The sequence below is a fragment of the Adhaeribacter terrigena genome, from assembly GCF_016623615.1.
Classification (GTDB): domain Bacteria; phylum Bacteroidota; class Bacteroidia; order Cytophagales; family Hymenobacteraceae; genus Adhaeribacter_A; species Adhaeribacter_A terrigena.
Genome location: NZ_JAEHFX010000001.1, coordinates 831,298 through 844,419, shown reverse-complemented (window position 1 = coordinate 844,419; position 13,122 = coordinate 831,298). Strand labels below are relative to the sequence as shown.

The window sequence follows — 13,122 nt, the reverse complement described above, 5'->3', positions numbered from 1 at the left end:
CAAAAATAACTAAATTTTCTCCGCCGCAAAGCTTTTAACCCGCCTGACTGCCCGCTCCACTTTTACGCAGCAAACCCGAAACTGCTGCAAAACGGTAGGGTTTGGGGCCGGAAAAGTAGTTTGGCAGCTTCAGGTATTCTTTGTATTTTTATAGAAATTATCTTTTTATGCAAAAGTGGTCTGTGGTTTGGCTCTTGCTGCTTGTAGTGCTTTGCGGCGGCTGCTTTAACGTGCGCGAGCCCGAAAAACCCGATGCCATAAGCGAATGGACCCCGCCTACCCAGCCCGATATTTTAACCGACAATTTTTCCAAAGCCGTACGCACCCTGAATATTTCCGTTTACAGTCGCTGCTTTACGCCCGGTTTCCGGTTCAAAGCCGATCCGGCCACGGCGGGCGCCAACACCGCTTTATTTGAAAACTGGACTGCGGCCGAAGAACGCGATTACTTCAACAGCCTGAAAAACAAATCTGCCGGCAATGCCCTGAATTTGCTGGACCTGACCAAAACGCGTGAGAATTTTTTCCGGGCCGATTCGCTGGAACAGTTTTTTTCTTATAAATTACGTACTTCGCACACCGATACCACCCTCAAGCCTCACGATTTTACGGGCACCATGCGGCTGGTCCTTACGCGAAAAAATAACGAGTGGCTTATTGCCAAATGGGAAGATAACCGGGAAAACCAGGCATGCTGGAGCGATCTGAAAAAACATTTTATTGCGCGCTGACCCGGCTTTTACCGCTGGTTCTGGTCGCTTCGCTGGCGGCCTGCAACCCTTTTGCCCCGGAACTCGACGATGCCGTAACCGACCCGAACAAACTGCTGGGTGACCGTAAAACCGTGAACGGGTTTTTCGAGTGGTTCCGCAATTCCTACCAGCTCCGCGACTCTACTTTATATGGCCAGATCGTAGCGCCCGATTTCCGGTTCACGTATTTCGATTTTACCAACAACACCGAAGTAAGCTGGCCCCGCGACGTGGAAATGAGCACCACCTACAAGCTTTTCCGGGGGGTGCGCGCCACTTCCCTGCAATGGAACCAGTATATTTTAGCCGATACCGCCATTTCCGACACCGTAGCCATTGCCGAACGCGCCTTCAACCTTACCATTAACCAGGATGACGCCACCATTTACCGCGGGGTAGGTTCAGCCCGCATTGTACTCACCCGCAAAAACCGCAACGATAACTGGAAAATGCGTTCGTGGTACGATAAAAGCGATTTCTGATCTTTTTTTTGATTGCTCAAACGGAATGCTTCAGCACTTTTTAAGCCTGAATGCATAGCATTTTTCTAATCCCTGAAATCCAGTATTATAAATTATACAGCAAAGAATTTGCTGAAAATCCAATTAAAATTCACCGGTGCGCCCGGTAGCTCATTTGCTTGAACAAAGACAGGAAAGAGTGGCAAGCTCGCACCAACAATTAAATTCAAAAGAATAGCTTCCGTTAGGAACGTTTTAAGCTCGAAAATGGTAGGGTTTTAACCACAAAAAGTGCCTGCCGCATTTTGCACGATCATATTTGCCGAACTTCTTTCAGAATCCTCTCAGAATCTTCCTGAATGCCCCAGGCAGATAACAATAAAATAACGGAAAGTGCTAAGGTTTCGCGCAGGGTTTCGTAACTTTGCGCCAAATTGCGTTTACTCGAACAAATGAAGAAAACTTTATTATCAATTTACCTGCTTTCGGCAGCCATGCTGGCTCAGGCCGGTGGTTTCCAGGTAAATACGCAGGGGCAGAAGGCTCTTGGTATGGGCGGTGCGTTCAGCGCTTACAACAAAGATGCCTCGGCGGCCTATTATAATCCCGGTGCCTTGTCCATGCTCGATTCAGGTCGCTACATCAGCGTGGGCTCTACCTTCCTGATGCCTAAAACTACCTTTCTTTCAGCCAACACGGCTACTGTTTCCGAAATGGAAAGCCAGGTATTTTTCCCTTCTTATCTGTACGCCGCCATTCCGGTTAGCAAAAGAATAACGGCGGGTTTAAGCGTGAACAGCCCTTACGGCCTTGGCACGAAATGGGAAGATAACTGGGAAGGCCGCTCGGTGAGCCAGGAAGTGAACCTGAAAACATTTTACGTGCAACCTACGCTTTCTTACCGCATTACCGATAATTTCAGCGCCGGCGCCGGACTGGTTTATGCCTATGGCGATGTGCTGGTGCGCCGGCAGATCGGGGAAATTAACAGCAACGCCAAATTAACCGGTACGGCTTCGGGCTTTGGTTTTAATGCGGGCGTTTTTGGTAAGATCCAGGATGAACTTTCCTTCGGCATTACCTACCGTTCCAACGTAAATTTCAACCTCGACAAAGGAAAAGCCACTTTCACCAATGTGCCGGCCAGCTTAAGCAGCCAGTTCCCGAACCAGAATTTCAAATCTACCCTCGAGCTGCCTTCTACCCTTTCCGTTGGGTTTACCAACCGCATTAATCAGAAAATTTTAGTGGCTTTCGAATTTAACCTCACCGGCTGGTCTAGCTACGATTCGCTGAACTTCAACTTCGAAAACGCTGCCACGCCAGACAGCCGGGCCGGCCGCAAATATGAAGATGCCATGGCTTTCCGGGTGGGAACCGAATATGGCCACAGCGACAACCTGGCTTTCCGGGCCGGTCTTTTCTACGACGAGACCCCGGTGCGCGACGAATATATTTCGCCGGAATTGCCGGACGGCAGCCGCATAGGTTTAACCGCCGGACTTTCTTATAAACTTTCGGAACGTTTTGAACTCGATGCAGCTTACCTGTTTGAGAAAGTGGCGGAACGCAACGCAGTAACTGATATTACCAAAACCAATGTTGCAAATGTGGCCGGTAAATACCGTACCCTGGTAAATGGTGTAGGTTTAGGCCTTAATTACAAGTTTTAATTGCTGAAGATGAAACGTTTTTTATATTTAATTCCCGGCCTTGCATTATCAGTTCTGGCAGTTTCCTGTCAGCCGGATATAGAAGCGCCCGATACCAATTCCGCCGACCTGAACCTGACCAGATACGTAGCCTACGGCGATTATATTACGGCTGGATTTATGAACGGCGGCTTGTCCCGCGAAAGCCAGCAAAATGCTTACCCGGCTATTCTGGCTAAACAATTTGCTTTATTCGGCGCACCTGCCACGTTCGAACAACCGTATTTTTCCGGCGAAGGCACGCCCATGATGACCCTTGCTTCGGAAAATGGGGCTCCGGCTATCCGGAATTCAGAAGAATTTGTAAAACTTACTTTAGCAGAGTGCACTGGCCTGCCCAGCCTGAATAAACCCTATGGCGGTGATCTTGCAAAAGTTCAGAACTTTGGGGTTCCGGCTCTTAAAATCAAGCAGCTTAAAACGCCAGGCCTTGGTAATTCAGCCAATCAGAACACAGCCGGCTTTAATCCTTATTTCGAACGCATATTACCCGCCAGCGATAACCGCAGTTACCTGGAAGTAGCCGGTACCAGTAACCCAACTTTCTTTACGGCCTGGTTTGGCATGAGCGACGTGATCTCTTATATCATGAGTGGCGCCGCCTGCGGTACCCTTCCCGAAGAAGCTGAATTTACTACGGAGATGAACAGCCTGCTCGATAACCTGACGAAGCGGCAGCCAAACGGCAAAGCCGAACGCAAAGGGGTGATTCTGAACCTGCCTTCTTACGAAGATTTTCCGATTGCTTATGCGCCTGACCTGGTAAAAATTCAGGACGATCTGCGCAAACAAACCGGCAACAGTAATTTAACCATCTGGGTAAAAGTGCTGAAAAACATGAATGTACCAAGCCAGGGTGTAGACACTGTAGTTGTGGTTGCTAAAGATATTCTCACTCCGAAAGGCAGAACTACGATTGGCGTGCAGGGGCATGGTTTGAGCAAACAACATCCGCTGAATTCTGATGAAGTACTGAATTACAAAGAAATTCAGCATTTAACGGCCCGCATGAACCGCTACAATGTAAAGATCACCGATATTGTAAAGAATCCTGCTTTTGCCAACATGGTAATTGTAGCCGATATGAAACAGCTGTTTGGTACGCTGCGCAACGGCGTGATCTATAACGGCGTGAAATACGACCTTTCGCCGGTAAAAGGCGGCGTTTTCTCGCTCGATAATTTCACCCTCACGCCACGCGGCCAGGCAATTGTTGCCAACAAGATCATCCAGGCAATGAACCAGGAAGTATTGCCAAAATCGCCGCAGTTCTCTGGTTTCGGAACAAAGATCCCGGAAGTTAACGTGAACGATTATCCGGCCATGGGCCTGTAAAAAACGCTATAGTTTTATTGTAAAAAAGTCAGCCTGAACGTTCAGGCTGACTTTTTTTTATGGTATTTGCGTTTCAGAACGCGGCATTCTTTTCGGGAAACCTTAACTTGCAAAAAAGAATAATTTCAGAAAAATATGCGGGTAGTTATTCAGCGCGTGAGCGAAGCATCGGTAAAAATTGACGGTCAGATTAAAGGTGCGATCGGTCAGGGTTTATTGATATTGGCCGGCTTGACAGCTTCCGATACTACCGAAGACCTGATCTGGACCTCGAAAAAGCTGGTGCAGTTGCGTATTTTTTCAGATGCTGACGACAAAATGAACTTAAGCGTGTTGGATGTAAAGGGTGAACTTTTACTCATCAGCCAGTTTACGCTTTTCGCCAATACTAAAAAAGGAAACCGCCCTTCGTACATTAACGCTGCGCCGCCGGCCATTGCCATTCCACTATACGAGCAATTCATAACCCAACTCCAAACCGACCTTGGCAAACCCATTCAGACCGGAGAATTCGGCGCCGACATGAAAGTTTCGCTGGTAAACGACGGCCCGGTAACCATCATCATCGACTCCCAGAACCGGGAATGATTGAATTGTTAATTGCTGATTGTTAATTGACAATTGTTAAATCTTTTGGCCTTACTATTCCTTTTTTTTATAAACGTTATGTGATTCTTGATGGCAAAAAATTTCAGTGACTTTTCCGCCCTTAAACCATAGCGTTTTCCCAATGGGAATAATTATCCAGCAATAGAATAATCTGACTTTTCAAACCCAGAACCATAGCGTTTTTCAATTAGCAATAAACAATTAACAATACACAGAAATGACCATAGAAGAAGCGCAGCAAACCGTAGATACCTGGATTAAAACCACCGGCGTGCGGTATTTCAACGAACTCACCAACATGGCCATGCTTACCGAAGAAGTAGGCGAAGTAGCGCGCATCATTGCCCGTCAATACGGCGAGCAATCGTTCAAACCTTCGGATAAAGACAAAAACCTGGCCGATGAACTGGCCGATGTGCTTTTTGTAGTTATCTGTCTGGCCAACCAAACCGGCGTAAATTTAACCGAAGCCCTGCAAAAAAACCTCGACAAGAAAACCATCCGCGATGCAGAAAGGCACAAAAACAACGAGAAATTATTTTGATTTAATTGTTAAATGGTTTTTGGGTTTAAACCCTACCGTTTTTTTAACTCCTGTGCTCCACGCCTTAAAAAGCGTGGTAATTAGTTAAATGGTTGAATGGGTTATTTAATTTATTTAAATCCTCACACCGGTTTGGCACTACAGTTTAATTGCCACGCCTTTTAAGGCGTGGAGCAGTTTTTCACGACAAATCCCTACCGTTTTACGATCATCTATTTAACCAACAACCAGCAACGAACAACCAACAACTATTTCGCTACTTCCAGCCAGCCCTTCCAGCTTTTGCCTTGAGCCTGGAAACGATAGAAGTAAACGCCGCTGCTTAGTTTTTCAGCTTGCCAGTCGTTTTTATAATCTCGGCTCCGGAAAACTTCTATGCCCCAGCGGTTGTAAATTACCAGTTCATTTTCTGCATACCATTTCAGATTTTCTATTACAAAAGCATCGTTTTTATGGTCAGCGTTTGGCGTGATGATGTTGTAGAAAACCGGAAGCGGCGCACCCGAAATTTCTACTTTCAAAACTGTTTTACTGCTTTCGCAACCTTGCGCATTCGCAACTGAAACTTCTATCAGACCGATTCCGGTATTTTTCCAGTTTACTTTTATACTGTTGTTGCCTTGTCCGGAAGTAATTGCGCCGCCGCTAATCTGCCAGTTGTAAGATAAACCCAACTGCGGATCTTCAATTTCATAAACCTGATTTTGGGCAAAAGTAAAAACCTGCGTCGGGCCGGATATTTTATTTATTTCGGCCGGTGATGATTGAACAAACACGAGCAAGGTATCGGAAACGCCGAAACAATGCGAGGTGCTGGTGCGGCTTTCTTCCTGTACCCAGAGTTTATTATTTCCGGCTTGCTGCCAGTTTACCCGTATGCTGTTGGTGCTTTGTCCGCTTATAATTATTCCGCCGTTTATGCCCCAGGTGTAAACCGAACCAGTAGTTGGAGCAATGCGGTAACTTACGTTTTTCGCTTGGTTCAGGCAAAGCGTATCCGCGCCTTTCGGGGTTTCAGTAGCCAGAATTACGTTAATGTTCACCGGGAAGAAAACCGTATCGCCGGGGCAGCCTAAGCGGTTTCTTGGCAAAGCCCAAACCTGCGCCGTGTTGCTTGCATTGCCCCAGTTTACCGAAATGCTGTCGTTGGAAGTAGTAGCCACGGTGCCGCCTTTAACGCCCCAGCTTATTGGCAGCTTCTCGGGATTGCTTGCCTTGTACCAAACGCCCTGCACCTGCGGACAAACCGAGGCCGAACCGCTGATAGTAACCATCGGCTTAGGCAAAACCACCACCGTTACCGAAGCTGTACGTTGGCTGCAATCGCTCGAACCGGTAACTGAATAAGTAGTGGTTTGCGTGGGTTTTACAAAAGGATTGGCCAACGTATCATCCGGAGCAGTTAAGCCATTGGCTAACTGCCATTGGAAACGCTCCGCGCCTGCCCCGTAAGCCGAAAGCTGCACCGAATCGCCGTAGCAAATCGTATCTCTTAATGCCTGCGCCTGCAAAAAACCTGCGTTCCGGAAAATGGTTTGGTTGAGGGCGGGAAGATTCCGGCCACTTAAACTTCCCTGCAGGTAAATTTCGTTGTACCGGAAACGACAGGCCGCGCCCGGCTGGTCCGGGCAATTGATCCGGCTCAGGTATTTGCTGCCATCATGATAGCCTTTGGTAAGATAGATTTTACCGTCTATGGCAATTTGCATATCAAAAACGGTATGAGTGCTGTCGAAAGTAAAAACGTGGAAGCGCGAATTCTGAATGGCCGCCGGGCTGCCGGATGCAAGGTTAAATTGGTATAAATAGGCTTTATACGTAGGAATATCCGGTGGATTCACACCGATGTAATCGGGGTTCCCGGAGCCAACATACAATTTACTGCCATCCGGGGAAAAGGCCGTGGAATAAGCGAAATAAAGCGGGTTTATTACCGGAATGGTTAAGGTTTGTCGGAAAATAGGAATACCTGTGCTACGATCAAAATCGAAGAGCTCGATGCCGGCCGCGCTGTTGGTTGTAAACTGGCCGCTGTTTGGCGAGCTTTTAAGCCGCCCGATTTCGGCTAGCGGCCGGCCGGTGGGCGTTATTACTGGGGCAGAAATACCGGCAGGCGAAAGCAGGTAGGCGTAAAAATGGGTGCCTTCCCGGTTATGGGTCAGGATCCAGGTATCGCGGTTGTTGGTATGCAGCAGGGCCGCCATTTTTATGGCCGCGTTCTTTTGGATTACCCGAAGTGCATTGGGTATGGCATCGCCAAAGCCGTTATTAAGCCGCAAACTTAACTGGCCTACGTTAAAATAAGTAGTGTCTGTTGTTTGGCCAATTCCACCGAGTGACCAACCGAATTGAGTAAGAAAAAAATGGAAGTAAACCTGTGGGTCCGCCGGGCTTTGCACAAGCATTTCAAGATGGCTGGATCCAATACTTTTTGGATATTGCTGGTTAAAACTAGCTGGTATCATTGGATACTCTGGAATGGGCGGGTTGCCAGACAGGGTAAAATTCCGGGTATAAGGGAATCCGTATTTGGTATAGAAAAGCAAATTGCCTTGGTTATCGCTTATGGTACTGTTACCCCATATACCTGAAGGATCACTATGTTTACCAATCGCTAATTTATTGCCATTGAAATGCAACGAGGGGCCCCAATAATTACTAGTGGTAAAATCTCTTGAGCCAAAAAACCACCAGGCACCTTCTTTTTGCTGGGCAGCAGCTTTCCCTACAACCAGGTTTATAATAAAAAAGCAGAAAAGAAAAACAGTCTTGTTCATTCCAGGAAAAGCAGGTTTCGTTACAAAACTAAAAAATCTGTAACAATAAAAAACAGCAATTAACTATTTGTTTCTAGAATGCAAAAACGGTAGCCTTTTGAAACAAAAAACTCACTTCCTAACGCATAATAAAATCTGACACTCCAAAACGCTTCCCCTTCCTGCCAGAAATCTGCGAAATCCTTTAATCCGCTTAATCCGCGATCAAAAACGGTAGGCTTTCGCACAAAAAAACCTGTGAGGTTTTAAAATCTCACAGGTTTGAAATAAAAACGGTAGGTTTTCCGCCTTAAAAAGTCAACAGCAACTAATCTACCAGCACCGGAACGGCTTTAGTTAAATACGCGCCCTGCCAAACCGGCACGGCGTCGTAAACATCTTCCTGCAAACAGAAATCTACATCTTTGGTAATATCCAGGCGGGCGAGGCGTTTTACGTGGCTCGAGTTGTTCAGGAACGCGCGGCGGTCAGCTTTGGCAGCATCCCAAAGAACGGTGGCGGCTAAAGTAGAATCGTTTTCCGGTTCAAATTCGCTGCCCAGTTTTTCAATTAAAGCGCCGGCAAACAAGGTATCTTCCAGGTTAAATTTTCCTTTCCAGGCGGCGCACACAATGATCACGCTTTTCTGCTGCATCTGCACAAACTTCGCCACCGCCGAAATATTCAGGAATGAACCAATTACCACCGTATCGGCAGAAATGGAAAGCCGGATGGCTTGCGTACCGTTGGTAGTAGTAATGGCCACGGCTTTGCCTTTAATGCTTTCTTCCATGTAGCTGAAAGGCGAATTGCCCAGGTCAAAACCTTCGGCTTTTTGCCCGTCGCGTTCGGCAGCGGTTAAAAATCCTTTTTTGCGGTAAGCCATGCACTCCTGCAGTTTGCTTACGGGCACCATTTTTTCTACGCCGTGCGCAAAAGCCGTAACCATACTGGATGTAGCCCGCAAAATATCTACCACCACTACAACACGGCCCTGCAAATTATATAAGTGTAATAATTCGGGGCTGAAACAAACGTCAACCGTTAACATATATTTTTAATTTAAATAGTAAGAATTCGATATAAGGGTAAAAGAACGGCCCCGCAAAGCGAGGCCGTAATAGGTCAGATTAAGCTTTGTAGAAAGGCAGTTTAACCACGTTGGCTTTCACGGCCTTGTTCCGGATCTTGATATAAACTTCTGAACCGGGACCGGCAAATTCAGTTTTCACATAACCCAGGCCAATTCCTTTGCTCAGCATCGGGCTTTGCGTACCGGAAGTAACTTCGCCAATGGTTTCGCCTTCGGCGTTGGCAATTTCGTAATGCGCGCGCGGAATGCCTTGCTCTACCATTTCGAAACCCACCAGCTTGCGGCTCACGCCGGCTTCTTTCTGCGCCTTCAGGTTCTGAGAATTGGTAAACTCCTTGTTGAATTTGGTAACCCAGCCCAAACCGGCTTCCAGCGGCGAAGTAGTATCGGAAATATCGTTGCCGTATAAGCAGAAGCCCATTTCCAGACGCAGCGTATCGCGGGCGCCTAAACCGATCGGCTTAATGCCGAACGCTTTGCCGGCTTCCATGATCTTATCCCAAACTGCTTTCGCGTTTTCGTTCGGCACGTAAATTTCAAATCCGCCCGCACCGGTATAACCCGTGGCAGAAACAATTACGTTTGGCACGCCGGCAAATTCGCCTTTTTCGAAGGTGTAATAAGTCATGTTGTGCAGATCAAGGCTGGTGAGGCTTTGCAGCGCATCGGCCGTTTTCGGTCCCTGCACGGCAAATAAAGACATGCTGTCAGAAATATTTTCCAGCTCCGCGCCTTCCGTATTGAATTTAGAGATCCAGTTCCAGTCTTTTTCAATGTTCGAAGCGTTCACTACCAGCATGTATTCGTTTTCGGCCATCTGGTAAACCAGCAGATCGTCTACAATGCCGCCTTCTTCGTTCGGAAGGCAGGTGTACTGAATTTTACCCGGCACCAGTTTGCTGGCATCGTTTGACGTTACCCGCTGGATCAGGTCCAGCGCTTTCGGGCCTTTCACCATAAATTCCCCCATGTGCGACACGTCGAAAATACCAACCGCTTCGCGTACGGTTTTATGTTCTTCAATGTCGGAGCTGTAACGCACCGGCATGTTGTAACCGGCAAACGGCACCATTTTGGCACCTAAGGCTTCGTGCACATCATTCAGGGCAACTTTTTTCAATTCCATGGTTCAGGATCTTTAGAGAGGCTTAATAATTGTGCGCAAAAGTACTGATTTAAAATTGTTTCTGAAACCAGATTTTTCAACCTTGCCTGGCCGGGCAGTTTCTGAATTTTATACAATTACCTTTCATTTTATGCGCAGCAGATATTGCAGCAGCATAAACCTTTTCTATAAAGCCAAAGATCCGCTTTTAAAAGAATGGCCGGTTCTTTTTCCGGTACAGTTACAATAATTTGCCTGAAAGTTACAAAACCTGGTGCAAAACATCTTCGTAATAATATAGGCAAAAAAGCGTTCTATTGTATCAATTTCGTTATATATTTTAAAAAATATATTTGAACTGATGTAATTTCCCGGACAAAAACGCTATGGTTTTGAGCTGTAAAACTATATGCTCCTGGTTCCGGAGAGCGCTTGAAGAATTTATTTTTGGAGGGATTATGGATTTCAGGCAGACGGTTTTAGAAGAAGGTATGCATATTTTTCAGCGGCACGGGATTAAGAACCTGACCATGGAAGATATGCTGGCGCAACTTGGCATTTCAAAAGGCACCTTGCAGGGTATTGCCAAAACGAAGGAAGCTTTGCTGGATCAGTGCGTAGATGCTGCCTTAACCCGGCGCATGGCTCATTTTGCAGGTTTATTAGAAGTTGCGGCTAACCCCGTAGAAGCACTTATGCAATTGCTGCACGCCAACCTGAAAGCGCTTGCCGGGCATCACCCGTCGTTCCTGCCCGATATGAAAACAGCTTACCCTGGTTGCTGGCTCAAAACCCAGGAATTTTCCAATAATTATTTACAGGGCGCTTTAACCAGCCAGGTAATTGCGGCCAAAGAGCAGGAACTTTTAAAACCGGAAATCAAAGCCCCGTTGGTGAGCCAACTGCTTATTGCGCAAACTTACGCCATCGTGGAAACCAATGTTCTGAACGAAAAAGAAAATAATTTCGGGGTAGTTTTTAAACTGGCCATCGAGTATTACCTCCGTGGTTTACTCACCGAAAAAGGCCTGCAGCTTTTAGATAAAATTACCTCGCCCAAAGCCTCCGACGAGGTGCTGGATACCCTTTAAAACAGCTCGTATTTTTACCCGGCCAACCCGGAATCTGAATCATTAATAACCAATTATTTTTAAATAAGAAACACTTTTCTGGCCTAAAACCCTAGCGTTTACCAGCTTGCATAGTTAACTTGTTTCTTATACTTTTACCCCATGAAGTTATCTACCAAGCTGTTTGCCGGCTTTTCTATTGTATCGTTTATCTTTTTGGCGGTAACTTATATTAACTACAACCTCTCGCAGGATGTGCTGGCCAGCAGCTCCTGGGTTTCGCAATCGCAGATCATTACCCGGAACTCGGCTTCGCTGCAACGCAATATTTCCGATATGGAATCTGGTCTGCGTGGTTACCTGCTTACCGGTCAGGAAGAGTTTCTGGAGCCGTATGTGCAGTCTAAAGACCAGGTGCAGCCCCTTTTCCAGAGCCTGACAGAAATGACGGTAAATTCGCCGGGGCAGCAGAAATACCTCCGCCTCATCCGCACGCTCCACACCCAATGGATGAATGAATTTGCCGAAAAACTGATTGCCGAGAAACGCGAGCAAATGGAAAATGAACCGCGTTCCGGCCTTTCGGAATTAAGGAGCGCCGATAAAGTAAAGGCCCAATTCGGCAAGCAGCTTAATGATTCGATCCGGGTACAGTTCAAGAATTTCAATGCCATTGAATACCAGATCCGCGAAGAACGCACCCAGCGCCTGAGCCAGACCATTAACTATACCCGCAACGTTTCTACGGGCTTAACCATTTTTTCGGTGCTCTTAGGGCTGGCCTGGGCTTATTACATTACCAAGATCATTTCCAACCGCATCATGACTATGGTAAGGCTGGCTGATAAAATTTCCAAAGGCGATTATAAAACCAAGCTGGTAGATACTGAGCAAGATGAACTCAGCAAGCTTTCTGCTTCCCTGAACATCATGGCCGGCACCATTGACCGCAACATTACCGAACTGGAACGCAAAAATAAAGAACTGGACCAGTTTGCCTACGTGGTTTCGCACGACTTAAAGGCGCCTTTGCGGGGCATCGAAAATGCTTCGCGCTGGATAGAAGAAGACATGGGAAACACCTTGCCGGCTAATATTCAGGAATATTTAATGATGATGCGCGTGCGCGTACACCGCATGGAAAACCTCATCAACGGTATTCTGGACCTGGCCCGTATCGGCCGTACCAAACGAATGGATGAACTGGTAGATGTGCGCCAGCTGGTATTGGATATTATCGATTCGATCAGCATCCCGAAGAACTTTTCAATTGTAATTCCGGAGAAAATGCCACATATTTACACCGTCCGGATTTATTTGGAGCAGGTTTTTTCCAATCTGATTTCCAACGCGATAAAGTATAACGATAAACCGGAAGGCAACCTGACCATTACCTGCCAGGAATCGAATCAGTTCTATTCCTTTTCTTTTACAGACAATGGTCCGGGCATTGACCCGGAATATCACGACCGGATATTTGTGATCTTCCAGACCCTGCAGGAACGCGACGCAATGGAAAGCACCGGCGTGGGACTGGCCATTGTGAAAAAAATTATAGAACGGCAGGGCGGCACAATTTCCGTAGATTCTGAGCCAGGCGATGGGGCAACCTTTACTTTTAACTGGCCTAAAACTGCGCCGCTGGAAACCAATTCTATGATTTCGAGTATTTAATTAAAAATTTT

The 13,122-nt window shown here is 46.8% G+C and carries 11 protein-coding genes; 8 read left to right on the top strand and 3 right to left on the bottom strand.

Going from position 1 to position 13,122, the window contains the following annotated elements; genetic code table 11:
* Positions 1-167 precede the first annotated feature (167 nt).
* From I5M27_RS03405 to I5M27_RS03380, 6 genes are all read left to right on the top strand, one after another.
* A complete protein-coding gene (locus I5M27_RS03405) occupies positions 168-731 on the top strand; it encodes a hypothetical protein (RefSeq protein WP_200504611.1) in 564 nt (187 codons plus the stop codon).
* The gene (locus I5M27_RS03400) at positions 692-1,234 is read left to right on the top strand and encodes a hypothetical protein (protein ID WP_200504610.1); all 543 of its coding nucleotides are present in this window, start codon (positions 692-694) and stop codon (positions 1,232-1,234) included. Before I5M27_RS03405 ends, I5M27_RS03400 begins: the two co-directional genes overlap by 40 nt.
* A gap of 431 nt (positions 1,235-1,665) precedes the next feature.
* On the top strand, positions 1,666-2,886 hold the full coding sequence (locus I5M27_RS03395; protein WP_200504609.1) for an OmpP1/FadL family transporter: 1,221 nt from the start codon (positions 1,666-1,668) through the stop codon (positions 2,884-2,886).
* Between the two features lie 9 nt (positions 2,887-2,895).
* Positions 2,896-4,260, top strand: coding sequence for a hypothetical protein (locus I5M27_RS03390; protein WP_200504608.1), 1,365 nt, complete (start codon positions 2,896-2,898; stop codon positions 4,258-4,260).
* 135 nt (positions 4,261-4,395) lie between these two features.
* Positions 4,396-4,848 carry a D-aminoacyl-tRNA deacylase gene (gene dtd, locus I5M27_RS03385; RefSeq protein ID WP_200504607.1) on the top strand — a complete coding sequence of 151 codons (453 nt, stop codon included), beginning with the start codon at positions 4,396-4,398 and terminating at the stop codon, positions 4,846-4,848.
* Positions 4,849-5,086: 238 nt separating this feature from the next.
* The gene (locus tag I5M27_RS03380) at positions 5,087-5,413 is read left to right on the top strand and encodes a nucleotide pyrophosphohydrolase (protein ID WP_200504606.1); all 327 of its coding nucleotides are present in this window, start codon (positions 5,087-5,089) and stop codon (positions 5,411-5,413) included.
* A gap of 248 nt (positions 5,414-5,661) precedes the next feature.
* Here I5M27_RS03380 and I5M27_RS03375 read toward each other — a convergent pair whose 3' ends face one another.
* The 3 genes from I5M27_RS03375 to gcvT form a co-directional block, all read right to left on the bottom strand.
* Positions 5,662-8,190, bottom strand: coding sequence for a T9SS type B sorting domain-containing protein (locus I5M27_RS03375; RefSeq protein ID WP_200504605.1), 2,529 nt, complete (start codon positions 8,188-8,190; stop codon positions 5,662-5,664).
* A gap of 307 nt (positions 8,191-8,497) precedes the next feature.
* Complete coding sequence (locus I5M27_RS03370; RefSeq protein ID WP_200504604.1) at positions 8,498-9,220, bottom strand: 2-phosphosulfolactate phosphatase; 723 nt, start codon at positions 9,218-9,220, stop codon at positions 8,498-8,500.
* A 79-nt stretch (positions 9,221-9,299) separates the two neighbouring features.
* Entirely contained in the window at positions 9,300-10,388 is a 1,089-nt protein-coding gene (gcvT, locus tag I5M27_RS03365; RefSeq protein ID WP_200504603.1) for a glycine cleavage system aminomethyltransferase GcvT, read from the bottom strand.
* Between the two features lie 470 nt (positions 10,389-10,858).
* On the opposite strand from gcvT, the gene I5M27_RS03360 reads away from it, so the two are divergent.
* Both I5M27_RS03360 and I5M27_RS03355 read left to right on the top strand, forming a co-directional pair.
* On the top strand, positions 10,859-11,458 hold the full coding sequence (locus I5M27_RS03360; protein ID WP_200504602.1) for a TetR/AcrR family transcriptional regulator: 600 nt from the start codon (positions 10,859-10,861) through the stop codon (positions 11,456-11,458).
* Between the two features lie 141 nt (positions 11,459-11,599).
* Positions 11,600-13,111 (top strand): sensor histidine kinase, encoded by a 1,512-nt coding sequence (locus I5M27_RS03355; protein WP_200504601.1) that lies wholly within the window; start codon positions 11,600-11,602, stop codon positions 13,109-13,111.
* Positions 13,112-13,122 lie beyond the last annotated feature (11 nt).